The following is a 22,962-nucleotide window of genomic DNA, read 5'->3' as shown; positions in this document are numbered from 1 at the left end:
ATTGGGAACGGGGCGGTTGGTGGCGTCGAAAGGAACTGCCATGACCGATCATGCCAATCCCAAGAGCGAACCCTTTTCGAACGCCGAGAAGGACCCGGACGACTGGACGACCGGGGACGAGAAGATGACCGGTGCGCAGGCGTCGTATCTGAAGACGCTGAGCGAGGAAGCCGGCGAGCCGTTCGACGATACGCTGACCAAGGCGGACGCGTCGAAGGCAATCGATGCGTTGCAGGAAAAGACCGGGCGCGGGGTGAACTAGGAATCTTTCCGAACGCCACCCGTTCGCTTCGAGCCCGTCGAGAACCGTAGTCGAGAAGGCGGTACCCATCCCCAAGCGTTCTCGACATACGCTTCTCGACAGGCTCGAAACTGCTCGAACCGAACGGAATGGGACTACATTAGAACCCTGGCCGCATCGCCATCAACCGGTCGAGCAGCACCAGCCGGGTTGCCAGATCGACCCGGTACGAGGCATTGGGCCGCGCCCGCTTCAGCGCCGCCAGCCATGCTCGCTTCGCACCGGGTAGGTCGCCGGTCTGGATCAGCGCCATGCCGTAATAGAAATACGGCCCCGGATGGTCCGGCGCGTTGGCGATGCCCTGCGCGAAGGCGAGTTTCGCCGCAGGCGACAGCACGCGACCGCCGTCATGGGCGAGGATTGCGGTGCCGAGCCGGGTATACAGGCGTGCGCTCTGCGGATTGCCTTGCAGCCCGCCCAGCACCGCATTCACCGCCGCCTGCGTCGCGCCGGCGCGGGTGAGACCATCGGCGGCGACGGTATAGGCGTAATCGTAGGTGAACCGGCCCCAGATCGCGTCGCGCAGATCATCGGCAGCGATATCGACCGGTTCGGTAACGCGCTGCGCCGTTCGCGGAGCGCCGGGCAGTTCGGGCTGCCCCTGCCACGCATAGCCGGCGGCCCCCAGCATCAGCGCCGCACCGACGAAGCCCCATAGCGGGCGCGAAACGCGCGCGACGACGAGCAGCGCGAAACTGCCGATCAGCAGTGCGGCAAGGATCAGCCAACCGTTCATCGCCGTCCCCGCTTCAGGCTGCGCCGCGCCAAACCCACGCCGATGCCGAGCAGCAGCAACGGCGTCGCCCATAACAGGCCGGTCGCAGGCGACAGCGGCGGATCATAGCTGACATAGTCGCCATAGCGTTCGATCAGCCAGTCGCGGACGCGGTCGGGCTGCTCGCCGCTCGCGATCCGCTGGCGAACCAGCGCGCGCATGTCGGCGGCCATGTCGGCGTCGCTGTCGGCGATCGACTGGCCCTGACAGACCAGACAGCGCAGCGTTTCCATCAGCGCCTTGGCCGATCGCTCCTGCGTCGCGTCGGGCAGTTGCGTGTCGGCAAGTGCGGGCGGCGGCACGTTCGATTGCGCCGATGCCGGTCCGGCGAGCAGCAGGGTCAGGGCGAGCGCGCGCTTCACCGGGCCGCCTTCAGTGCGGCGAGCAGGACCGGCACATCTTCGTCGCGGATCGCGCCGATATGTTGATGGGCGATGCGACCCTCGCGATTGATGACGAAGGTTTCTGGGACGCCCGACGACCCGAGCGCCAGTTGCACCGAACTGTTGCGGTCGTCGCCGATCGCGGCATAGGGGTCGCCATAGTCGCGCAGGAAGGTGGCGACCTTCTCCGGCGTATCGCGGATGGCGATCGCGTCGATCGGCACACCGGCCGCAGCGAGTTTGGCGAGTTGCGGTGCTTCGGCGGCGCAGGGGACGCACCAGCTGCCAAAGACGTTGAGCAGGCGCGGCTGACCGGTGCGGAAGGTGGCGGTGGTCAGACCCGGTTTGCCCGGCACCGCCGGAGCGAGCGTGAAGGCCGGCAGCGGCTGACCGATCAGGCGCGAGCGGACCTGCCGATCGGGCTCACGCGTCAACATCCACGCGAACAGCACAGCGATGGCGACGAAGGCCAGCAGCGGCAGCCAGAGCACCCTGCGCTTCACCGCATCCTCCGCCGCCGGACGCGCCCGACCAGCGACACGAACCCGCCGAGCGCGATCAGCCCGCCGCCCGCCCAGATCAGCGTCACGAACGGTTTCCACCACAGCCGCAACTGCCGCCGCCCGCCATGATCGTCGCGCCCGAGGACGGCATAGAGCTGTCCGTCCCAGAAGGTCGCGAGCGCGGCTTCGCTGGTTTCGGTCGGGGGATTGGCGAAGAACCGCTGTTCGGGCCGCAACAGGAAGGGCGCGTCGCCGTCACGGGTGACGATCAGCCGCCCCTGCACCGCCGACCAGTTGTCGCCGACGACCGGCTTGATCCCGTCGAAGCGGATGCCGAACGGCCCGACGCGGTTCACTTCGCCCGGTGCGGCAGCGACGAGGCGTTCGGCGGTGAAGGCGCTGTCGCTGGCCATGCCGGCCAGGCTGACGGCGATGCCGAAATGCGCGACGACCATGCCCCAGATCGGCAGTGGCGTGCGCCACGGACTGCGCCCGACCAGCGGCAGGACGCTGGCGACCGCCAGACCGGCGGCGAACGACAGGCCGAGAATCGGCATCCAGCCGGCACCGGTGAACAGCAAAGCGACGAACGCGATCAGCGTCACCGCGCCGGGTATCGCGATCCGCCGTGCGACCGCGCCGCCCCGATCACGTCGCCAGCGCAGCAACGGCCCGACCGCCATCCCCGCGACCAGCAACAGCGCGACCGGCCCGGCGGCGCGGTTGAAGAAGGGCGGTCCGACCGAGAGTTGCACGCCGAATGCTTCGGCGAGCAACGGATAGAGGGTACCGATCAGGACGATGCCAAGGATGACCGACAACAGCAGGTTGTTGAGCACCAGCCCGCCTTCACGACTGACCGGTTCGAACAGCGCGCCCTGCCGCACGGTCCCGACGCGAAAGGCGAACAGCGCCAGCGCGCCGCCGATATACAGGATCAGCAGCGCAAGGATAAAGCTGCCGCGCGTCGGGTCGACGGCAAAGGCATGGACGCTGGTCAGGATGCCCGATCGGACCAGAAAGGTGCCGACCATCGACATCGAGAAGGCGACAACCGATAACATGATCGTCCAGGCGCGCAGGCCGTCGCGGGTCGCCAGCACCGTCACCGAATGCAGCAACGCGGTCGCCGCCAGCCATGGCATCAGCGAGGCGTTTTCGACCGGGTCCCAGAACCACCAGCCGCCCCAGCCCAGCTCGTAATAGGCCCAGTAGCTGCCCGCCGTGATCCCGATCGTAAGAAATATCCACGCGCCCAGCACCCATGGCCGCATCGCCCGCGCGAAATCGCGGCCGACATCGCGCGTGACGAGCGCGCCGACCGCGAAGGAAAACGCCACCGACAGCCCGACATAGCCGAGGTAGAGCGTCGGCGGATGGAAGGCGAGACCGGGGTCCTGCAACAACGGATTGAGACCGAGGCCGTCGAGCGGCACCGGCGACAGGCGGGCAAAGGGGTTGGACGCGAACAGCAGGAACGCGTAGAAACCCGCCGCGATCGCCGCCTGTGCCGCCAGCGTCGCGACATGGGTGCGCGCGGCCAGCAGCCGTTCGAACAGGGCCATGCCGCCGCCCGCCACCGCCAGCACGGTGACCCATAGCAGCATCGACCCTTCGTGATTGCCCCACGTCGCGGCGACCTTGTACAGCATCGGCTTCGCGCTGTGGCTATTTTCGGCGACCAGCAGCACCGACAGATCGGTGCGCGCGAACAGCGCGATCAGTGCCGCGAACGCGCCGAGCGCGAGCACTCCCTGCGCCACCGCCACCGGCCGCACCGCCGCCAGCAGGTCGCGAACGATCTGCGGCGGTTCCTGCGCGCGCGACGACAGCGCGATCGCCGCCATCGCGAACTGCAACAGCGCCATCGCCGCCGCCAGCCATAGCGCGGCAAGACCGGCTTCGGCGATCATTTGGCGATGCTTTCGCTCTTGTGCATCTTTCCGGCGACCTGCGGCGGCATGTAGCGTTCGTCATGCTTGGCAAGCAGGTTGTCGGCGACGAAACCGCCGCCCGCCACGAACCGCCCCTCGGCGACTACGCCCGAATTCTCACGGAACAGATCGGGGGCGATGCCGGAAAAGCGGACGGGCACGGTCGCCTTGCCATCGGTCACGGTGAAGGCGATGGTTACGCCATCGGCCATGCGCCGGATCGATCCCGGCGCGACCATCCCGCCCAGCCGCACCGGTTTGTCGACCGGGGCCGAGGCCGCATCGCCGGGCGCGTAGAAGAACGCCGCTTCGTCGCTGAGCGCCGACATCGCCAGCAGCACCGCGCCGACGATGGCGATCACCGCCAGCAATGCCAGCGTCATGCGTTGCCGTTTGGGGGTCATCCCCGCTCCGCGCGGCGCATCGCCACCCATGCGAACACGACCAGCGCGACGATCGCGCCGATCGTCAGGCCATAGGCGGAGAGAATGAAGGGCCAGTGGTTCATATCGCGGCCCGGCGGCGCATCCGCGCCTCCGCCTTGATCCGGGCGAGATCGGCGCGCATCCGCATCAGCACGATACCGCCGAACAACAGGCTGGCACCACCGGCGGTGAAACCCAGCGGCCACAGGATCGATGGATCGATCGTCGATTTGGTCAGCGTGATGCTCGGCCCCTGATGCAGCGTGTACCACCATAGCACCGAATAGCGGATGACCGGCAGCAGCGCGGTGCCGGCGATCCCGAACAGCGCCGGAATGCGGCCGTCGCCATCGCGATCGGCATCGGCCCGCGCCAATGCCAGATAGGCGAGATAGACGAAGAACAGCAGCAGCATCGAGGTCAGTCGACCGTCCCATTGCCACCACGTTCCCCAGGTCGGCCGGCCCCAGATCGATCCGGTCGCCAGACAGATGCCGGCGAAGACCGCACCCGGCAGCGCGATAGCCCGCGCCGCGACCGCCGCCAGCGGATGCCGCCACACCAGATAGACGATGCTGGCGATCGCCAGTCCCGACCAGCCGCCCATGCCGAGCCACGCCGCCGGAACATGGACATAGAGGATGCGGACGCTTTCCCCCTGCAGATAATCGGCCGGCGTCTGCGTCAGCCCGGCCCAGCAGCCGAACAGGAACAGGACCAGCCCGCCCCACAGCAGCACCGGAGTCAGCGGTCGTGCGATCGACAGAAATCGACGAGGATTGGCAAGGGCATGGATGCTGGGCACGGTCGCGCACTGTCTATGCAACCCGTGCGCAAACGGCAATGCGGATCGACGCCCGGGTGCGCGTAACGATTATATGGCAACCCGGACGGCGCTCCACCGTTGGTACGCGACGGACTGAGATCCCCTTGGCAAGATTTTGTACGGAGCGAGGATGAGCTTGCAGCACGACCATGCCGGGGTATCGAACCGGGCAACGACCAGCCCCGCCGGCCGGCGGATGTCCGCCAATCTGTTTCTGGCCCAGTTGAACGATGCCGACTTCGCATTGCTGTCGCCGCACCTCGAACGGGTGTCGATCGCGGTCGGCGACGTCATCATTCCGGCAGGGGGGCGGATCGAGCATCTCTATTTCCTCGATGCCGGCATCGCCGCACTGCTCGATGCGATAGAAGGCGAGCGGTTGCACGCGGTCGGGCTGATCGGAAACGAAGGCTATCTGGGTTGGCCGGTGCTTCTGGGCGACGATCGTTCCCCCTATGCGACCATCCTGCGCGCCGAGCCTGGTACCGCCCTGCGGATACCGGTCGAGCGGGTGACGGAGGCGGCGGACCAGAGCGAGACGCTGCGCCGGGCGCTGTTGCGCTTCATCGAGGTTTTCATGATCCAGATGGGGCGAACGGTGGTGTCGGCACTGGGCCATCCGGTCGAACGGCGGTTGGCCCGGTGGATACTTCTCTATCATGACCGGGTGCGCGGCGACGAAATCGCGATGACGCATGAGGAGTTCCGCATCATGCTGGGCGTACGGCGCAGCAGCATCACCGATGCACTGCACCGGCTGGAGGAAGCGCATGCGATCCGGTCGGTGCGCGGGCGGGTGATCGTGCGCGAACGGGACAAATTGCTGGCATTGGCGGCGGATACCTATGGCTCTGCCGAGGCCGCCTATGACCGGCTGGTTCGCGTCGGGCCTTGAGCCTGCCGATCTCGTTCGAGCAATTGCGCTCAGACAATAAAAAACGGGCCGTTCCTTTCGAAACGGCCCGTTGATTTTTGGTCGGTCAGGTTCCGCTGGCGGCGCTCTGCCGGATCGTGCCGTTGACCCCGTTAGGGAAGAAGCCGCCGGCGGTTTGGGCGGTGCGGTTCAGGTACACGATGTTCAACACCTGACCCGGCGTACGGCTGAACGCGATGCCGCTGTTGTCGGTCGGAACGATGTTCGACGCGAGGGTCGATCCGCTGCCGGTCGCGCGGATCCCCTGATCGAGATCGGTGCTGCCATCGAGGCTGTCGCGCGCGTTCGAGATCGCGTCGGCGGCGTCGAGAAGCGCGGGTGTCGCCACGCCCTTGCGATACAGCACGGTGCGGACCAGGCCGGCGTGATAGGCCTCGGCAGCGTGGATGCCGGCCGCGGCTTCGAGGAAGGTCTTGTTGCTGATGAACCCGACCGCCCCCTTGTACGCGGTCACGCCGACATCTTCGAAGATGTACGCGCCGAGCAGGAAGTTTTCGTCATTGGCATATACGTCGAACGCCGCGCCGGTGCCGATCAGTCCGGCGGCACGGGCCGCGTTCGAGAAGGCACTGGTCGCGGTCACGCCGATATCGATCGCCGGCTGCGCCACCGCCGCCGATCCCAGCGTCGCGCGCAGGAAGTTGACGTGCGCCAGTTCGTCCGCCGCGATTTCGCGCGCGTACCGGGCGACCAGCGGATCGGAGAACGTCACCTGACGCCCGCCGGTGACCGCACCCTGCGTGCCCGTTCCGGTCAGGCTGCTGTTCGGAAGGCCGCTGCCATTGGCGGCGAATGCATAGAATTGCGCCTCCAGATATTCGAGGTTCAGCGCAAAGTTGAACACATCGGCATCGGTCACACCGGCGGTGGCCGTCGGCGTCGGCGTGGGGGTAGCGCCGTTGATCGGACCGCCGCCGCTGTCGCTGCATGCCGCGAGCAGCGATGCGCCGGCGGTCGCGACCGCCGCGGTGCCGGCGTACCGGATGAAATCGCGCCGGGCGTTGCGGCGTTGTTCGCAGGCTTCGAGCACCTGCAGGATTGGATCGTTGGTCATGATTCTCTCTCCCTGGCTCAGTTCGCAGCGCTGGCGCGGATGGTTCCGTTCACCCCGTTGGGGAAGAAGCCACCACCGCTGACCTGGGCCCGGTTCAGATAGACGATATTGAGCACCTGCCCGGTCGAACGGCTGAACGCGATGCCGTTGCTGTCGAGCGGGACGATGTTGCTGGCGCTGGGGTTGGTAGACAGCGGGGTCAGGCCCTGATCAATGTCGAGCGTGCCATCGAGGCTGTCACGCGCGTTGGAGATCGCGTCGGTCGCCGCGATCAGCGCCGGGGTCTGGATACCCTTGGCATACAGGGTCGTGCGGACGATCGCCGCGTGATACGCCTCTACCGCGAGAATGCCGGCGGCCGCTTCGAGGAAGGTCTTGCTGGAAAGCAGCGGTGCCGCCCCCTTGTAGGCGGTGACCCCGACGTCCTCGAAGATATACGCGCCGAGCAAAAAATTCTCGTCGCTGGCATAGGGATCGAAGGTGTCGGTCGCGCCGATCAGGCCGGCCGCGCGGGCCGCGCTGGAAAACGCGCCGTTGACCGACGAACCGATATCGATCGCCGGCTGGGCGACCGCCGACGTGCCGAGGCCTGCACGCAGGAATTCGACATGGGCGCGCTCATCGGCCGCAATTTCGCGGGCATATTGCGCGACGACAGGATCGGTGAACGTCACCTGTTTCCCGCCGGTTACTGCGCCCTGCGTACCGGTTCCGGTCAGCAGCGAACTGGGCAATCCGGTGCCGAATGCCGCGAAATAATAAAACTGCGCTTCGAGATATTCGAGATTGAGCGCGAAGTTCAGCACGTCGGCATCGCTCGGCGCGGTCTGCGCGATCGCTTCGTTGGATTCCGATGCAAAGATCACGGCACCGCCGACCGCCGCAGCACCACCGATCATCCGAAAGAAGTCGCGCCGGTCCTCCCGGCGTTTGGCGCGTGCTTCGAACGCCTCCGTCAACAGCGTTTGGTCGGACATGGTACCGTCTCCCTGCATCGTTATTTCCATGCAACGAAACGTCGCGGATTAAAGATGCAAGTCCGGCGCGGACGTACGGTTTCGTACCGGGGAACGCCGACGACTGGATTGCAGAAAATCTTGCGGGCAAAAGGTCGTGCAATGGCGTTCGCAGTTCAAACAGACATTTCGCCCGACAATGGCAATTTTCTGCCGACGACGGACAACCGGCTGATCGGGTCGTTGCGACCGGAAACGCGACGACGACTGGCGATGGCAGCCACCCGCATCGAATTGAATACAGGCGACGTGTTGACGCGTGCCGGCGAGCCGATCGATCGTCTTGTGTTTCCCGAAGGGGCGCCGGCGATGTTGTCGGTATCGACCGGCGGGTCGTCGCAGGATGTCGGCATGATCGGGCGCGACGGCGTGGTCGGGTGGTCGCGCCTGTTCAGCGACCAGCCGACGCCGTTCACTGCACGGGTCCATATCCAGTCGGGCAGCGCGATCGAGATTCCGGCGGCGGCCGTGGTCGATGCCGCCGACGACGACCCCGAACTGCTGAAGCGGATCCTTACCTTCGCACAGTGTTTCACGATGCAGATGGCGCGGACGCTGGCGTCGGCATTGCGCGACGTGCCCGAACGGCGCATCGCCCGCCTGCTGCTGATGATCGACGACCGGATCGCGGGCGATACCATGTCGGTCACCCATGCATCGATCGCGGCGACGCTGAACCTGCGCCGGGCGACGGTCACCGATTGCCTGCACATCCTGGAGGGCGAGCATATGGTCCGGTGTTCGCGCGGACGGATCACGATGCGCGACCGGGCGGCACTGCAGTCGCGGGCCGGGCTTGCGTATGTCGCCGACGACGGACTGGCACCCGAAACGCTGCGATGACGATCAGGGCTGGCCGCGTACCGTCTTCAGGTCGATGCCGAGCCGCTGCACCTTGTAGTAAAAGGTCTTGCGCGGGATGCCGAGGCGGTCGATCGCCGCGCCGATCTCACCGCCGGTCGCGGCGATCGCCGCGAGGATCGCCTCGCGTTCGAACGCGGCGAGGCGTTCGGGCAGCGGGCGGCTGGCATCGTTCGGGGTCACGTCGCCGCTGCTGCCGTCCAGCCCCAGCACGAACCGGTCGGCGAAATGTGCGAGTTCGCGGACATTGCCCGGCCAGTCGTGCCGGGCGAGCAGGTCGCGTGCGGCATGGGTCAGCGCGGGTACCTCGCGCCGCAGCCGTGCCGCCGACAGGTCGACCAGATGCGCGAACAATTGCGGCACATCCTCGCGCCGTTCGCGCAGTGGCGGAATCCGCAGTCGCACCGCCGCCAGCCGGTACAGCAGCGCCGGGGCGATCGCGTCGGCCGCACGCTGCCCCTCCTCCGCCGCCGTCGCGATGACGCGAATATCGACCGGCACGGCGTCGCGCGGACCCCGGATCGCCCGATCCTCAATCACCTGCGTCAGGCGCCCCTGCAAGGTGCGGGGTGCCTGATCGATATCGTCGAGGAACAGCGTGCCGCGCTGCGCACCGACAATGCCGCGGTCGCCCACCGTCGCGAACAATTCGTCCTCGATCACCTGTCCGGGCAGCGCGGCGCAGGCGATAGCGACGAACCGATGGCGGGCACGACGGCCGGCGCGGTGGATCGATCGCGCCAGCAATTCCTTGCCAGTGCCGGTCTCCCCCTCGATCAGCAGGTCGATATCGGTATCGGCCAAGACCGGGATCATCTCGCGCAGGCGGACGATCGCGGGGGAGCGACCGATCAGCGCGACCTGTTCGCCGCCCGCCGCCTGCGCCCGCAACCGGCGATTGTCGAGCGCCAGCGACCGGGCGGCAGTCGCTCGGGTGACGGCGGCGATCAGCGCATCGGGATCGAACGGCTTGGACAAAAAGTCCCACGCCCCCGCCTTCAGCGCATCGACCGCCATTTCGACATCGGCATGACCGGTAACCAGCACGATCGGCAGCGTCGGATCGCGTTCGCGCAGGATGCGGAACAGCTCGATCCCCGACATTTGCGGCATCCGCACGTCGGTTACGACGATCCCGTCGAAATCGGCATCGATCGCCAGCAGCGCAGGCGGTGCGGCGACGAAGGGGACGACGTCGAACCCTGCCAACATCAGCAACTGCATGGTCGAGGCGCGCAGATCGGCGTCGTCCTCGACCAGGGCCACCCGCCCCTGTTTCGTTCCGGTATCGGTCATGGCACCCGCCGCAAGGTCGCTTCGAACCGCGCGCCGCGCGCGGTCGGGATCAGCCGCAGCGTGCCGCCGAGGTCGGTCATGATATCCTGCGCGATCACCAGACCCAGTCCGAGGCCGGTCGGACGGCTGGTGACGAACGGCGTGAACATGCGTTCGGCGACGGACGGATCGATCCCCGGTCCGTTATCCGCGACGACGAGCGCGACGACCGTCGGTTCGACCTGCACCTCGATCGCGATGGCGGGATCGGGACGCCCGCCGAGCGCCTCCAACGCATTTTGCAACAGATTGACCAGCACCTGTTCCAGCCGCACGCGACCGGCGACGACCATCAGGTCGGGGGGAATATCGGGTACGGTGAACGCCACTTCCGACAGACGTTCCTTCAGGATCAGCCGGGCGCCGTCGACGACATCGGCGAGCGGGACTGGACCGATCGTGCCGCTGCCCTTGCGCGCGAACCCGCGCAGTTCGGCGGTGACCAGACCGATCCGGTCGGTCAGCCGGGCGATGGCGCCGAGATTGTCGTCGACCTGACGCGCATCGCCGCGCACCAGCAACTGGCGCGCCGCCGCGACGTAATTGCGAATCGCAGCGATCGGCTGGGCGGTTTCGTGGGCGACGCTGGCAGTGATCTGTCCCAGTGCGGCGAGGCGATTGGCCTGTCGCAGCCCCTCGCGCAGATCGGCGGCGCGCGCTTCGGCGGCGGCGCGTTCCTCCATCTCGCCGCGTAGCAGGCGCGTGCGATCGGCAACGGCGGCCTCCAGTTCGCTGGTTCGCAGCGCCCGCCGACGCGATCGTTCGTGGAGGCCCCATGCGATCGCGAGCAGCGCGAGGGTGGCGATGGCCGCCGCGATCGCGCTGCCGCGCACTACGCCACCGACGGCGGGTTGCAGCGGCATGGCCAGATGGACGCGCCAGCCCGCGGTATCGGCGTCGGTCGCGACATGCTGCAACCGCCGCCGATCGCCGTTCAGCCGGATCGCGTCACCGATCATGGCGAACGGGGCCGTGCGCAGCGCCCCGGCACCGCTATCGGCGCGCAACGCCGCCGCGATCGCCGGTGCGATCGGTCGGGTCGCGGCGAAACGCCAGCTCGGCCGGCTGGAGATCAGCACGACGCCGGCGCGATCGGTGACGAACGTGATGCCGCCGGCGGCGCGCCATTCCTGTTCGATCCGGTCAAATTCCAGTTTCACGATGACGACGCCGCCCTCGGCGGTGCGACGGCTGAGGTACAGGCCGGGCCGATGGCTGACGGTCCCGAGCGCGAACTGCGTGCCTGCCCCGTACCACATCGCGTCACGGTAATAGCGGCGGAAGGTATAGTCCTTGCCCACGAAACTTTGCGGATCGGCCCAGTTGCTGGCGGCGATGGCAAATTTCCCACGACCGATGACATAGATGACCGACGCCCCGGTCGATTTCGCCATGGCAGCGAGCTTGCGATCGAGCGATCGCGCGGCACCGTCCGCACCGCGCACCGCGGCGACGACGTCGCGATCGTCCGCCAGCGCGAGCGGTAACAGACGAAACCGGGCAATCTCGCTGGCGAGGAGGACCTGACGCAATCGGGCATCGGCCTCCATCGACGCGACCAGATCGGCGCGTGCCCGGCGTTCGGCCAGACGGCCAACGGCCACGGCCACGAGGATGCTCAGCAGCACCGCCGCGAACACCCAGCGCAGCCATGTCGATCTCAGTCCCCCTCGCATCGATCTACGCTTTACGAATACGCAAGCATTTGTGCAACAATTTGCACTTTCCGCGAAGTTCCCTGGCGAAATTTGACGCAATTGGAATCGCCGAGAACAGCTATGTAGCTGTATTATTGATCTTTATTCACTGCGATTGCGTATAGGACAACCCAGCTTGCAGTCCGTTAAACCGTTCCTGTCGCGCCGATAGCCAGGGAAGAGCAGGGCCGGGCGCATCAGAGGATGAAAGGTCGTCGCATGATAATCACTGGTCATTCCACCCACCCGCCGATTCCGCCGGCAGCGAAGCCGTGGTATCGGCATCTGTACGTGCAGGTGCTGGTCGCCATCGTGTGCGGCGTGCTGCTGGGCCACTTCTATCCGGCCACCGGCGAAGCGCTGAAGCCGATCGGCGATGGCTTCATCAAGCTGGTCAAGATGATCATCGCGCCGGTCATCTTCCTGACGATCGTCACCGGCATCGCCGGGATGCGCGACCTTGCCAGCGTCGGCCGTGTCGCGGGCAAGGCGTTCGCCTATTTCCTGTTCTTCTCGACCCTTGCGCTCATCGTCGGCCTGATCGTCGGCAACGTCGTCCAGCCGGGTGCCGGGCTGAACATCGATCCTTCGACGCTCGATACGACGAAGATCACCGAATATGCCGAAAAGGCACATGATTCGACGATCACCGGGTTCCTGATGGGGATCATCCCGGACACGTTCATTTCGGCGCTGACCGAAGGCAACATCCTGCAGACGCTGTTCGTCGCGATCCTGTTCGGCATCGGCCTCGCCATGATCGGCGACAAGGGCGAGCGCGTCCTCGACGGTCTGAACGAAATCTCGATCGCCTTCTTCAAGGTCGTCGCGATCGTCATGAAGGCCGCACCGCTCGGCGCATTCGGCGCGATGGCGTTCACCATCGGCAAATACGGCATCGGCACGCTGTTCAGCCTCGCCGCGCTCGTCGGTACCTTCTACCTGACCGCGTTCCTGTTCGTCGTGGTCGTGCTGGGGGCGGTCGCGCAGTTCTGCGGCTTCTCGATCTTCAAGCTGATCTCGTACCTGAAGGCCGAATTGCTGCTGGTGCTCGGTACCTCGTCGTCGGAAAGCGCCCTGCCCTCGCTGATCGAGAAGATGGAACGCGCCGGCATCCCGAAGTCGATCGTCGGTCTGGTCGTCCCGACCGGCTATTCGTTCAACCTCGACGGCACCAACATCTACATGACGCTGGCGGCACTGTTCATCGCCCAGGCGTGCAACGTCGACCTGACGCTCGGCCAGCAGCTGCTGCTCCTCAGCGTCGCGATGCTGTCGTCGAAGGGCGCGGCGGGCGTCACCGGCGCGGGCTTCATCACGCTGGCCGCGACCCTGTCGATCGTCCCGACCGTGCCGGTCGCCGGCATGGCGCTGATCCTCGGCGTCGATCGTTTCATGAGCGAATGCCGCAGCCTGACCAACTTCATCGGTAACGCAGTAGCAACCGTTGTCGTCGCAAAGTGGGAAGGCAAGCTCGACAAGCACCAGTTCGACGAAGCACTGGCCGGTCGCAGCGTGCGCGTCGACCAGATGCCCGAAGGCGCCATCGCCGCCGAATGATTGATCAGGGGAGAGCCGGTGCAGGGTGAAGAATCCCGCACCGGTTCCCGGCTACTGCCCCGCGAGGCACCGGAGAGAGTTTCGATGAACAAGTTCCTGCGGCTCTGCTGCACCACGGCCGCCCTGACGATCCCGACGATCGGTCATGCCGCCGAATTCGTCGCCGGCGCTCCGGCCACCGCCGAAGCGCCGGCAGCCGACGCTGGCACGCCCGCGACCGAAGCGCAGGCCGCGACGGGCAATGTGAACTCGCCATCGGTTTTCCCCGGCCCCGTGGCGGACAAGGGCACCGCCCGTCCGGTCGCACAGGAATATCCCAGCACCGGCGTCGGCGACGGTATCACCGCCGGCGGCTACAACCAGTCGCGCTGGGCCGAGGACTGGAGCAAGTATCGCGATCCCAAGAAGCGCGAGGACATCCTCGACAAGCTGAAATACATCCCGATCGCCGGCGACGACGTCTATCTGACACTGTCGGGCGAGTTCCGGGCTCGCGTCAACCTGACCACCAATCCCAACCTGCGCGACCGCGAAGCGCAGCGGCAGGATATCTTCCGCGTCGTCGGCGGTGCCGACCTGCATCTGGGCGACCATGTCCGCGTGTATGGCGAAATGGCGCATGCCGGCATGTCGGGCCGCAATCTGGGCGCGAAGGCCGGACAGCTGCACAACGACCTGGTGGTGCAGCAGAGCTTCGTCGACCTGAAGGCGACGGTCGCCAACGTCGACGTCGGCGTGCGCTATGGCCGGCAGACGTTTGCCGACGGCCCGAACCTGATGGTCGTGCCACGCGACAACAACACGATCTTCTTCGTCTATAACGGCGTGCGCGCCTGGGCGAAGGGCGACACGATCCGCGGCGACGTGTTCGATTTCAAGACGACCCGGCTGGGCGTCGGCGGCACGCGCGACGACATCGTCGACGACAATCGCCGGTTCTCGGGCGCGACCGCCGGGTTCGTGCTGCCCAAGACGTTCCTCGGCGGATCGAACCTGTATTTCGATCCATTCGTCTGGCGGCTGCGCAACAGCGCTGCCGTCTGGGGCGGGCGGACCGCGGAGGAAGTCCGCAAATTCTACGGCCTGCATCTTTATGGTGACACCGGCCCGGTCAATCTCGACTGGACGGTCAATTATCAGGGCGGCGAGTTCAACAACCGTTCGATTTCGGCCTGGTTGATCCTGATGCAGCAGATGTACAAGGTCGGCAAATCGAAGACCGCGCCGCGCGTCGGCTTCCACTTCGATTACGCCAGCGGCGGCGGTTCCTATGGCAACGGTACGTTGAAGACCTCGCTCGCGCCGTTCGGCAACAACATCTACTACAGCTATCAGCTCTATTCGACGCCGACCAACCTGTTCGCGTTCGCGCCGAGCGTGCAGTTGCAGCCGACCGCCAAACTGCGGCTGGCCGGCGAGTATCAGCTGTCGTGGCGCGACAGCCTGAACGACGCGGTGTACCGCGCCAACGGACAGGCGTTTGCCGGCACGCAGCTGGGCAATTCGCGCAAGATAGCCGACACGATCCGGTTTCAGGCAATCTATACGGTCAGCCCGAGGGTCAGCCTGACGGCGCGCTACGAGCATCTGATCGCCGGCCCGGCGCTGACCGATGCGAACTATAAAAGCTCCGACTTCGTGGCCGGCTGGGTCAGCTTCCGCTTCTAGTTCCCTGGAGCAACCTCGCGCCCCGGCGGATTCCGCCGGGGCGTTTTTGTATTCCGATCCGAAGGGCCTGCCGATGTCCCCCGCCGTTCATGCCGCAGCGCGCGCGCTGCTTGCCGATCCGCTGACCAACAAGGGTACCGCCTTTACCGAGGCCGAGCGCGAGCAGTTTGGACTGCACGGGCTGCTGCCCCCGCATGTCGGCACGCTCGACAGCCAGATCGAGCGGCGGCGCAAGGCGCTGGCCGGGATGCCGGACGACTTTCATCGCTATTCCTTCCTGCGCGAATTGCAGGATTCGAACGAGATCCTGTTCCACGCGCTGGTCCAGCGCGACCTGCCCGCGATGCTGCCGCTGGTCTATACCCCGACCGTCGGCGAGGGATGCGAGCGGTTCAGCGAGATATGGCGGCGGCCGCGCGGGCTGTTCCTGTCATGGCCGAACCGGCACCGCATCGCCGACATCCTCGCCGACCCCGCGCTCGACCGGGTGAAGGTGATCGTGGTGAGCGATGGCGAACGCATCTTGGGGCTCGGCGATCAGGGCGCGGGCGGCATGGGTATCCCGATCGGGAAGCTGGCGCTCTACACCGCCTGTGCCGGCATCCATCCGGCGGAAGTGCTGCCGATCCTGCTCGACGTGGGCACCGACAATGCCGAACGGCGCGACGATCCGCTGTATGTCGGCTGGCGCAATCCGCGCATTCGCGGGGCCGAATATGACGCGTTCGTCGAGGATTTCGTGAGCGCGGTCGCCGAGCGCTTCCCCGGCGTGCTGCTGCAATGGGAGGATTTCGCCGGGCACAACGCCTACAAGCTGCTGGAGCGGTATCGGGGCCGGCTGTTGAGCTTCAACGACGATATCCAGGGGACCGCCGCCACCGCCGTCGGCACGCTGCTGTCGGCGATCGAACGGACCGGCACGCCGCTGACCGAGCAGCGCATCCTACTGTTCGGGGCGGGGGCGGCCGGATGCGGCATCGCCGACATGCTGTTGCAGGCGCTGCAGGTAGAGGGGCTGGACGAATCACAGGCGCGGCAACGCATCTGGGCGGTCGATCGCTACGGGTTGATCCTGTCCGACATGGACGATCTGTCGCCGGCACAGCGCGAACTGGCCCGCGATCCCGACGACGTCGCGGCATGGACACGGACGACCCACGGCGCGATCGACCTGTTCGACACCGTCGCCAACGTCCATCCGACCGTGCTGATCGGCGCATCGGGCCAGCATGGGGCGTTCAACGAAGCGGTGATCCGCACCATGGCGCAAGCGGTCGAACAGCCGGTGATCTTTCCGCTGTCCAACCCGGTGTCGCGGGCGGAGGCGCATCCCGACGACCTGCATCGCTGGAGTGCCGGTCGCGCGCTGATCGGCACCGGCAGCCCGTTCGGGGTGGCTGGCGTCACCCAGGTCAACAATGTCTATATCTTTCCGGGCGTCGGGCTGGGCGCGATCGCCGCGGGCGCGACGAAGATCACCGACACGATGTTCATGGCCGCCGCACGAGCGCTGGGTGCGATGGGGGGTGAGGACACGTTGCTGCCGCCGATCGAGCGGCTTCGCGACGTGGCGCTCGACATCGCCGTGGTCGTGGCCGAGCAGGCGGTCCGCGATGGCGTCGCGGCCAAGGGTGCGGCAACCGATCGCGATGCGATCGCGGCCCAGATGTGGACACCGACCTACTGACGATTCGGGAACCCCGCCGCCCGCATCGGCTTTCGCTTTCCTGTCGACACCGTCCAGCGCCGGTTCACCTGACCCGGCGCAGAACCGGAACAGAGAGGAACCGATATGAAGTTGATGCAGATCTTTGCCGGGGTCGGCCTAACATTGGCCGGGCTGACCGCTGTGCCCGCCATGGCCGACGCGCACCCGCGCCACCATGCGCAGCGCTATGACGATGGTCCACGCGCGCGCGATCAGGATCGCCGCCGATGGGACGACCGCCGTCAGTGGGACAATCGTCGTGGCTGGAACGACCGGCGCGGTCGGGACGATCGCCGCGCATGGAACGACCGCGGCCGATGGGACGATCGTCGCGGGGATGGTCGCCGCGATCGTTCGGGATATCGCGGCGAACGGATCATCCATGGCGGATCGCGCGAAGCCGCCGCGATGGGGGTCCAGTATCGCGGCCCCTGCCGGTACGTGATCCGCAACGGCCGCGAAGTCTGCGGATAAGCGACCGACCCCTTCCGGCGATGCCGGGAGGGGTTATTTTTTGGGCGTGACCCAGACCGATACCGGCACCACGACCTTGCCCGGCGCGGGCTTGCCGACATCGACGCGGTCGGCGGTGACCAGTTCGCCGGTTTCGAGATTGAACGACGCCCATGGCTTGGGCATGCGGCCGAAGGTCATCTTCTGGATCGGCTGGCCGGTGGTCGAATTCATGATCGTTGCAGTGACAGGCATGGGCGGCGGGTAGCCCCTGCCCCGCCCGTCTGTCCAGTTCAGAAACGCACGTCCCAGCCCAGCGTGAACGTCCGACCGCGCCCTGCGAAGAAGGCGAAGTTGTCGGTCGGAAGCCGGGTATCGCTGTTATAATCGATATAGAAGCGATCGAAGATGTTCTGGGCGCTCAGCGTCACGCCGCCGAACCTGGTCTGATACCGGAGTTGCGCGTCGGTCACGTCATAGCCGCCGAAATCATTGTCGGGGTTCGGGTTCGCCTTCCCCCGGAACGTACGCGACAGGTAGAATTGCGTCTGGACGCGCGCGGTGAACGGACCGTGCGCGACATCTGCGGCAAGGTTCAGCCGATCGGGCGAGATGTTGGTGCCGTCGAGATCGGTGTCGACCACGCCGTCGCCGGGTGCGCGGTCGCTGTCATAGCGGCCGAGGATATGGGCATAGCCGGTCGAGACGCGCAGCCCTGGTAGCGGGGTCTGTACGGCGAGGCTGACCTCCAACCCCTCGATCTCGACGCGCTGGCGCTGGACCTCGAAAATGCCGTTGCCCTGCGCGATCAGCAACTGGCCGCGATCGCTCGACGACCAGAAATAGGTGGTGCTGGCGTCGAGCGGCCCGCGCTTCACCTCGACGCCGACCTCGCGGTTGTTCGATACGACCGGCTGGATATCGAGGAAGCCGACGAGGCGGACATTGGGCGTCGAGATAGCGCGGGTGATGCGGCCGATATCGGCCATGGTGAAGCCCTGTGCATAGCTGGCATAGGCGCGAACGCCGGTGACGGGTTCGAAGATCGCCCCGCCGTTAAACAGCAGGTCGCTGAATTTCGGGCTGCCGCCGGTCACCGCGACCCCGCCATACGTCGCGACGTTGCGCCCGTCATAGGTGTTCGACGCAAGCGTGCGGAAATCGTCGATGCGGACCCGCACATTTTCCCAGCGCGCCCCGCCGGCCAGCCGGACGACCCCGTCGAACAGCTTCAGATTGGCTTGGGCAAACGGAGCGAGGCTGCGAAAATCGGCGGGCGGGACCCAGATGCGGTTCGTCGCGATCAACCGCTGCTCGGTCCGGTCTATCAGGGCGTCGAAGCCGATCGTCGCGACCAGTGCCTCAAAACCCGGCACGGCGCGCTCGTAGCTGAGCTTCGCTCCCAATTTGCGCGAGCGGTTTTCCGACTGGTCGAACAACGTCCCGACCGGCGCCAGTGCCGGGTCCTGAAAGGTCGGAGTGAAGGTCACTTCCCCGCCAAAGGTGTCGTGCGTGCGGTTGAAGAAGAACTGGGTGACGAGATTGCCGCCGAACAGGTCGCTGTCGGAATAGGACAGCGACAATGCCTCGGCCCGGTTGGCGGCCGGCTTGCCCGGCGGCGACCCGCGCACCGCACTGGTCGGCAGGCCGGTACGACGGTTGCCGGCGATCGCGACATCATCACCGTCGCCGTTCAGTTCGTAACGATTGGCGATCAGGTCGAGCCGCCCGGTCGCGCCGACCGCGAGCCCCAGCCGCGCGAAAATATCGGTCGCGCGCGAATCCTGCGTTTCGCCCTGCGTCAGGTTGACGCCGATCCGCCGGTCGCGCGCGTCGTAGAATGCGCCACGCCGTTCGTAACTGGCCCCGAATGTCGCGTCGAACCGCCCGGCCTTATACTGGACCAGCCCGGCCGCTTTGCCGCCAGAGCCGTCCTTGTCGAAGTCGTCGGCGGTCGTCGCCTGCACCAGCGCCCGGCCGCTGACGCCCTCTTCGCGCGGTGCGCCGACCGTCACCTGGTTCACGATGCCGCCGGTGCCGCCGACACCCTGCAACGCGTTCGAACCATAGATCAGTTCGACCCGATCGATGAAGAAGCCATCGATGGTAAAGCCGTCGCGGCTGCCATCGCGCAGCGGCGTCGTCTGCGGGATGCCATTGATCGCATAGAGCGGCGAACGACCGCGCAGCGTCTCCCCCGCGCCCGATAATTTGCCGCGTGTCGGCGAAAAGCTGGGCGTCAGCGTGGCGACGGCATCGGTGATGCTGCCCGACAGCGCGATCTGCTGGTCGAGCGCCTGCTTGTCGATCAGGTCGATGGTCAGCGGCAACGCATTGGGCGGCAGGATGGTGCGGGCGGCGGTGATGACGATCTCGTCGTCGACCGGTCGCGCGGCGGTCGTGGCCGCTTCCGGTCCCGCTTCCTGTGCGATCACCGGCTGCGGCACCAGTGCAAGCGCCGCCCCGATCATCCAGCGCGAACGCCGCGTTTCCGACACCATCATCATTTCCCCCGCGCAACAATTGACCTCATCTTGCGCGGCCGCTATCGCGATCAATTATCAATAGCAAGCGCAGATGAGCGAACCGTCGATGATCCGCAACGTTCTTTTCCAGCTTCACTGGTTCCTCGGGATCACCGCCGGGCTGGTGCTGGCGGTGATGGGCGTGACCGGCGCGTCGCTCAGCTTCGAGCCGGAAATCCTTGCCGCGCTGAACCGGGATCGGCCGGTTGCCGCTGGTACGCGGCTGTCGGGGCCGGTGCTGGCGGAGCGGTTTGCGGTGCAGAAGCCGGGGGCGACGATCACGCGGCTGACCGTGCCCACCGATTCCAGTGAGCCGACGCTGGTCGGCTATACGCTGCCCGGATCGAAGGAACGACATGTCGAACGGACCGACCCTGCGACCGGGAGACTGACGGGCACGCTCAAGGGAAGCGCCGTGTTCGAGGTGATGGAGGATTTGCACCGTTGGCTGGCGCTGCCCGACGACGGCGACGGTATCGGTCGGCAGATTACCGGTTTCTCGGCGATCGCGTTGATCTATTTCGCGCTTTCCGGCCTATATCTGCGCTGGCCGAAACGCCCACTCGACTGGCGCAACTGGTTCGTGCTCGACCTGCGGAAGACCGGGCGGAACCTGTACCGCGCGCTCCACGCCGTCATTGGCGGCTGGGTACTGGTCTTCTACCTTATCAGCGGGCTGACCGGGCTATGGTGGTCCTATGACTGGTATCGCGACGGGGTGAAGGCGATGCTGGTCGCGCAGGTCGCCGAGAACAAGCCGGTCAAGGGCGCGAAGGCGGACCTCTCGCTGGCATGGTGGGGGTTCGAACGCGCGACCGAAGGCCGCCGGTACGACCGCATCATCGCGAGCGTCCGCGACAACCAGGTGCAGTTCCGCGCGAAACTGCCCGGTGCGCGGCACGACCGGGTGACCGACGAACTCACCATCGACGGGACCAACGGGGCAGTGGTGTCGGCCACGCCCTACGCCATGCGGACCGTCGGCGATGATATCGTCACCAGCGTCTATGAACTGCATCGTGGTGCCTATTTCGGGGTCGCCGGGCGTATCGCGATCCTGCTCGCGAGCCTGTCGATGCCGCTGTTCACCATCACCGGCTTCCTGCTCTATTTCGCGCGACGGCGGCGCAAGGCCGCGCTGGCGGCGGTCGTCGGCGATACGTCCGACCGGCCGGTCGCGGAGGCGACGACGCTCGTCGCCTATGCGAGCCAGACCGGATCGGCCGAGCGGCTTGCCCGGTTGACCGCCGAGGCCCTGCCCGCCGCCGCGGCGCTGCCGATCGCCGCGCTCGACGATGCGGCGCTGGCGCGGGTGAAGCGGCTGTTCGTGATCGCCAGCACCTATGGCGAGGGCGAACCGCCAGACAATGCGCGCGGTTTTGCGCGTGCGCTCGATCGCGCTGCCCCCGATCTGTCGCACCTCGAATATGCGGTGATGGCGCTGGGCGACCGCGAATATGCCGAGTTTTGCGCGTTCGGCCACCGGGTCGATCGCTGGCTGCACGACAGCGGCGCGACCCGGCTGTTCGATGCGGTCGAGGCCGATGGCGAGGACGCCGATGCGCAGCGCCATTGGCAACGGCAGCTGGCGGGTCTGGGCGCTCGGACCGATCAGCCCGACTGGGCACCGGCGGCGATGGGCGAATGGCGGCTGGTCGAACGGCGGCTGCTCAATCCGGGCAGTAGCGGCGGGGAAGCATGGCATATCGCGCTCGAACCGGTCGGCGCGACGGTCGACTGGATGCCGGGCGATATCGTCGAGATCGTCCCGCAACAGGATGCCCGCAGGGTCGATGCCTTTGTGAGCGCAGCGGGGATCGCGGATACGCCGGAGATGCGGGCGTTGCTGATGAGGCGCATTCTCCCCGACGCGGCGGATGCCGATGTCGCGACGCTCAAGCCGATCGGGCACCGCGAATATTCGATCGCATCGATCGCGGCATCGGGCCGGGTCGAATTGATCGTACGGCGCTGTCCCGCGACCGATGGCTTTGACGGTCTGGGATCGGGGTGGCTGTGCCACGGCGCCACGCTGGGTGGGACGATCGCGGCACGGGTTCGGGCGAACCCGGCCTTCCATCCGCCACGCGACGCGGCGACCCCGCTGGTGTTGATCGGCAACGGCACCGGGCTGGCCGGGCTGCTCGCCCATGTGCGGCATCGTGCGATACAGGGTGGCGGGCCGGTGTCGCTCTATTGGGGCGAGCGGCAGGCCGCGCACGACGATTTCCACGCGGTCGAACGGCAGGCGCTGGTCGACCGGGGCGTATTGACGCGGTCGATCGCGACATGGTCCCGCGATCCGGGCGGCCATCGTTATGTACAGGACGCACTCGCGACAGACGCGCCGGCTATCGCCGCGGCGGTCGCTGCCGGAGCGGCGATCTATGTCTGTGGCAGCGTGCAGGGCATGGCACCGGCGGTCCATACCGCGCTGACGACGATCCTCGGCGAAACGATGGTCGAGGCGATGCTGGAAGAAGGACGCTATCGCCGCGACATCTACTGATTGCCGGTCAGTGGCGATGCTCGCGGCGCAGCCGGTAGCGGCCATCGGCATAGTCGTCGAACAACCCGGTGATCGCCGGATGATCGACCGGCTCCTCGCTGTCGTCGGCTATCAGATTCTGCTGGCTGACATAGGCGACATAGCTCGCCTCCGCGTTTTCGGCGAGCAGGTGGTAGAAGGGCTGGTCCTTGCGCGGGCGCGCTTCGGCGGGGATCGACTGATACCATTCCTCGCTGTTGGCGAAGATCGGGTCGATATCGAAGACGACCCCGCGAAAGTCGAACAGACGGTGGCGCACGACGTCGCCGATCGAAAAACGGGCATGGGCGACCGGCGGCAACGGCGTGCCGAGGTCGAGCGAGGGGGAGGACGGGGCCTTCATTTGAAATAATCTAGGTCCGATGTGCGATTGCAGCAAGGAGGCGCTTGCAAGTCTCGAATCCTTGGGCTAACCGGCCTCCCTCGCTGACCACCGTGCCGCGCTGACCTGCGGCA

General features: G+C 66.5%; 22 protein-coding genes. 8 read left to right on the top strand and 14 right to left on the bottom strand.

The genetic code is table 11. The features are described from left to right. Positions 1-40 precede the first annotated feature (40 nt). Positions 41-262, top strand: coding sequence for a DUF3072 domain-containing protein (locus tag ASE91_RS14305; RefSeq protein ID WP_055994506.1), 222 nt, complete (start codon positions 41-43; stop codon positions 260-262). Positions 263-401: 139 nt separating this feature from the next. On the opposite strand, the gene ASE91_RS14300 is transcribed toward ASE91_RS14305, so the two are convergent. Genes ASE91_RS14300 through ccmC form a run of 7 tightly spaced genes read right to left on the bottom strand, consistent with a single transcriptional unit; the run spans position 402 to position 5,126 of the window. Next, on the bottom strand, positions 402-1,037 hold the full coding sequence (locus ASE91_RS14300) for a tetratricopeptide repeat protein (RefSeq protein WP_056627118.1): 636 nt from the start codon (positions 1,035-1,037) through the stop codon (positions 402-404). Continuing rightward, positions 1,034-1,438, bottom strand: coding sequence for a cytochrome c-type biogenesis protein (locus ASE91_RS14295; RefSeq protein ID WP_056627117.1), 405 nt, complete (start codon positions 1,436-1,438; stop codon positions 1,034-1,036). Before ASE91_RS14295 ends, ASE91_RS14300 begins: the two co-directional genes overlap by 4 nt. After that, positions 1,435-1,962 carry a DsbE family thiol:disulfide interchange protein gene (locus ASE91_RS14290; protein ID WP_056627116.1) on the bottom strand — a complete coding sequence of 176 codons (528 nt, stop codon included), beginning with the start codon at positions 1,960-1,962 and terminating at the stop codon, positions 1,435-1,437. The genes ASE91_RS14295 and ASE91_RS14290 overlap by 4 nt, the downstream gene beginning before the upstream one ends. Then, positions 1,959-3,875, bottom strand: coding sequence for a heme lyase CcmF/NrfE family subunit (locus tag ASE91_RS14285; protein ID WP_056627115.1), 1,917 nt, complete (start codon positions 3,873-3,875; stop codon positions 1,959-1,961). The genes ASE91_RS14290 and ASE91_RS14285 overlap by 4 nt, the downstream gene beginning before the upstream one ends. Beyond that, positions 3,872-4,300, bottom strand: coding sequence for a cytochrome c maturation protein CcmE (ccmE, locus tag ASE91_RS14280; RefSeq protein WP_056627114.1), 429 nt, complete (start codon positions 4,298-4,300; stop codon positions 3,872-3,874). Before ccmE ends, ASE91_RS14285 begins: the two co-directional genes overlap by 4 nt. Further along, a complete protein-coding gene (locus ASE91_RS19725) occupies positions 4,297-4,404 on the bottom strand; it encodes a heme exporter protein CcmD (protein ID WP_156357845.1) in 108 nt (35 codons plus the stop codon). The genes ccmE and ASE91_RS19725 overlap by 4 nt, the downstream gene beginning before the upstream one ends. Continuing rightward, positions 4,401-5,126 (bottom strand): heme ABC transporter permease CcmC, encoded by a 726-nt coding sequence (gene ccmC / locus ASE91_RS14275; RefSeq protein ID WP_082449252.1) that lies wholly within the window; start codon positions 5,124-5,126, stop codon positions 4,401-4,403. Before ccmC ends, ASE91_RS19725 begins: the two co-directional genes overlap by 4 nt. A gap of 151 nt (positions 5,127-5,277) precedes the next feature. Between ccmC and ASE91_RS14270 the strand changes: the two genes are divergently transcribed. Beyond that, positions 5,278-6,042 (top strand): Crp/Fnr family transcriptional regulator, encoded by a 765-nt coding sequence (locus ASE91_RS14270; RefSeq protein WP_056627113.1) that lies wholly within the window; start codon positions 5,278-5,280, stop codon positions 6,040-6,042. 85 nt (positions 6,043-6,127) lie between these two features. Here ASE91_RS14270 and ASE91_RS14265 read toward each other — a convergent pair whose 3' ends face one another. Both ASE91_RS14265 and ASE91_RS14260 read right to left on the bottom strand, forming a co-directional pair. Then, positions 6,128-7,135 carry a ferritin-like domain-containing protein gene (locus ASE91_RS14265; RefSeq protein ID WP_056627112.1) on the bottom strand — a complete coding sequence of 336 codons (1,008 nt, stop codon included), beginning with the start codon at positions 7,133-7,135 and terminating at the stop codon, positions 6,128-6,130. Positions 7,136-7,152: 17 nt separating this feature from the next. Continuing rightward, positions 7,153-8,112, bottom strand: coding sequence for a ferritin-like domain-containing protein (locus tag ASE91_RS14260; RefSeq protein WP_055994526.1), 960 nt, complete (start codon positions 8,110-8,112; stop codon positions 7,153-7,155). 141 nt (positions 8,113-8,253) lie between these two features. Here ASE91_RS14260 and ASE91_RS14255 point away from each other — a divergent pair, with 141 nt between their 5' ends. Continuing rightward, the gene (locus tag ASE91_RS14255) at positions 8,254-8,994 is read left to right on the top strand and encodes a Crp/Fnr family transcriptional regulator (protein ID WP_056627111.1); all 741 of its coding nucleotides are present in this window, start codon (positions 8,254-8,256) and stop codon (positions 8,992-8,994) included. A 3-nt stretch (positions 8,995-8,997) separates the two neighbouring features. On the opposite strand, the gene ASE91_RS14250 is transcribed toward ASE91_RS14255, so the two are convergent. Both ASE91_RS14250 and ASE91_RS14245 read right to left on the bottom strand, forming a co-directional pair. Next, entirely contained in the window at positions 8,998-10,308 is a 1,311-nt protein-coding gene (locus ASE91_RS14250; protein WP_056627109.1) for a sigma-54-dependent transcriptional regulator, read from the bottom strand. Beyond that, positions 10,305-12,023: a sensor histidine kinase gene (locus ASE91_RS14245; protein ID WP_056627108.1), complete on the bottom strand. Its 1,719-nt coding sequence runs from the start codon at positions 12,021-12,023 to the stop codon at positions 10,305-10,307. Before ASE91_RS14245 ends, ASE91_RS14250 begins: the two co-directional genes overlap by 4 nt. A gap of 240 nt (positions 12,024-12,263) precedes the next feature. On the opposite strand from ASE91_RS14245, the gene ASE91_RS14240 reads away from it, so the two are divergent. From ASE91_RS14240 to ASE91_RS14225, 4 genes are all read left to right on the top strand, one after another. Beyond that, entirely contained in the window at positions 12,264-13,604 is a 1,341-nt protein-coding gene (locus ASE91_RS14240; RefSeq protein WP_055996979.1) for a dicarboxylate/amino acid:cation symporter, read from the top strand. Positions 13,605-13,688: 84 nt separating this feature from the next. Further along, on the top strand, positions 13,689-15,272 hold the full coding sequence (locus tag ASE91_RS14235; protein WP_056627106.1) for an alginate export family protein: 1,584 nt from the start codon (positions 13,689-13,691) through the stop codon (positions 15,270-15,272). Positions 15,273-15,345: 73 nt separating this feature from the next. Further along, positions 15,346-16,959 carry an NAD-dependent malic enzyme gene (locus ASE91_RS14230; RefSeq protein ID WP_235530493.1) on the top strand — a complete coding sequence of 538 codons (1,614 nt, stop codon included), beginning with the start codon at positions 15,346-15,348 and terminating at the stop codon, positions 16,957-16,959. A gap of 105 nt (positions 16,960-17,064) precedes the next feature. Next, positions 17,065-17,454, top strand: coding sequence for a hypothetical protein (locus ASE91_RS14225; RefSeq protein WP_055994542.1), 390 nt, complete (start codon positions 17,065-17,067; stop codon positions 17,452-17,454). Between the two features lie 33 nt (positions 17,455-17,487). On the opposite strand, the gene ASE91_RS14220 is transcribed toward ASE91_RS14225, so the two are convergent. After that, positions 17,488-17,667: a hypothetical protein gene (locus ASE91_RS14220; protein WP_055756069.1), complete on the bottom strand. Its 180-nt coding sequence runs from the start codon at positions 17,665-17,667 to the stop codon at positions 17,488-17,490. 59 nt (positions 17,668-17,726) lie between these two features. Continuing rightward, positions 17,727-19,937, bottom strand: a complete 2,211-nt coding sequence (locus ASE91_RS14215) for a TonB-dependent receptor (RefSeq protein WP_443024542.1) — start codon at positions 19,935-19,937, stop codon at positions 17,727-17,729. Positions 19,938-20,010: 73 nt separating this feature from the next. On the opposite strand from ASE91_RS14215, the gene ASE91_RS14210 reads away from it, so the two are divergent. Beyond that, positions 20,011-22,467: a PepSY domain-containing protein gene (locus ASE91_RS14210; RefSeq protein ID WP_235530492.1), complete on the top strand. Its 2,457-nt coding sequence runs from the start codon at positions 20,011-20,013 to the stop codon at positions 22,465-22,467. Between the two features lie 7 nt (positions 22,468-22,474). Here ASE91_RS14210 and hspQ read toward each other — a convergent pair whose 3' ends face one another. Next, complete coding sequence (hspQ, locus tag ASE91_RS14205; protein WP_055994544.1) at positions 22,475-22,849, bottom strand: heat shock protein HspQ; 375 nt, start codon at positions 22,847-22,849, stop codon at positions 22,475-22,477. Between the last annotated feature and the right edge of the window lie 113 nt (positions 22,850-22,962).

Origin of the sequence: Sphingomonas sp. Leaf62 (assembly GCF_001421915.1) — a bacterium.
Classification (GTDB): Bacteria; Pseudomonadota; Alphaproteobacteria; order Sphingomonadales; family Sphingomonadaceae; genus Sphingomonas.
Note: the sequence above shows the minus strand (reverse complement) of the source record. Positions and strands in the feature narration are given on the sequence as shown.

Coding starts and splice junctions, on each gene's coding strand:
- ASE91_RS14240 (WP_055996979.1), top strand. CDS start 12,264: ATGATAATCACTGGTCATTCCACCCACCCGCCGATTCCGCCGGCAGCG.
- ASE91_RS14245 (WP_056627108.1), bottom strand. CDS start 12,023: ATGCGAGGGGGACTGAGATCGACATGGCTGCGCTGGGTGTTCGCGGCG.
- ASE91_RS19725 (WP_156357845.1), bottom strand. CDS start 4,404: ATGAACCACTGGCCCTTCATTCTCTCCGCCTATGGCCTGACGATCGGC.
- ASE91_RS14270 (WP_056627113.1), top strand. CDS start 5,278: ATGAGCTTGCAGCACGACCATGCCGGGGTATCGAACCGGGCAACGACC.
- ASE91_RS14250 (WP_056627109.1), bottom strand. CDS start 10,308: ATGACCGATACCGGAACGAAACAGGGGCGGGTGGCCCTGGTCGAGGAC.
- ASE91_RS14210 (WP_235530492.1), top strand. CDS start 20,011: ATGAGCGAACCGTCGATGATCCGCAACGTTCTTTTCCAGCTTCACTGG.
- ASE91_RS14230 (WP_235530493.1), top strand. CDS start 15,346: ATGTCCCCCGCCGTTCATGCCGCAGCGCGCGCGCTGCTTGCCGATCCG.
- ASE91_RS14300 (WP_056627118.1), bottom strand. CDS start 1,037: ATGAACGGTTGGCTGATCCTTGCCGCACTGCTGATCGGCAGTTTCGCG.
- ASE91_RS14265 (WP_056627112.1), bottom strand. CDS start 7,135: ATGACCAACGATCCAATCCTGCAGGTGCTCGAAGCCTGCGAACAACGC.
- hspQ (WP_055994544.1), bottom strand. CDS start 22,849: ATGAAGGCCCCGTCCTCCCCCTCGCTCGACCTCGGCACGCCGTTGCCG.
- ASE91_RS14305 (WP_055994506.1), top strand. CDS start 41: ATGACCGATCATGCCAATCCCAAGAGCGAACCCTTTTCGAACGCCGAG.
- ASE91_RS14215 (WP_443024542.1), bottom strand. CDS start 19,937: ATGATGGTGTCGGAAACGCGGCGTTCGCGCTGGATGATCGGGGCGGCG.
- ASE91_RS14235 (WP_056627106.1), top strand. CDS start 13,689: ATGAACAAGTTCCTGCGGCTCTGCTGCACCACGGCCGCCCTGACGATC.
- ASE91_RS14255 (WP_056627111.1), top strand. CDS start 8,254: ATGGCGTTCGCAGTTCAAACAGACATTTCGCCCGACAATGGCAATTTT.
- ASE91_RS14225 (WP_055994542.1), top strand. CDS start 17,065: ATGAAGTTGATGCAGATCTTTGCCGGGGTCGGCCTAACATTGGCCGGG.
- ASE91_RS14220 (WP_055756069.1), bottom strand. CDS start 17,667: ATGAATTCGACCACCGGCCAGCCGATCCAGAAGATGACCTTCGGCCGC.
- ASE91_RS14285 (WP_056627115.1), bottom strand. CDS start 3,875: ATGATCGCCGAAGCCGGTCTTGCCGCGCTATGGCTGGCGGCGGCGATG.
- ccmE (WP_056627114.1), bottom strand. CDS start 4,300: ATGACCCCCAAACGGCAACGCATGACGCTGGCATTGCTGGCGGTGATC.
- ASE91_RS14260 (WP_055994526.1), bottom strand. CDS start 8,112: ATGTCCGACCAAACGCTGTTGACGGAGGCGTTCGAAGCACGCGCCAAA.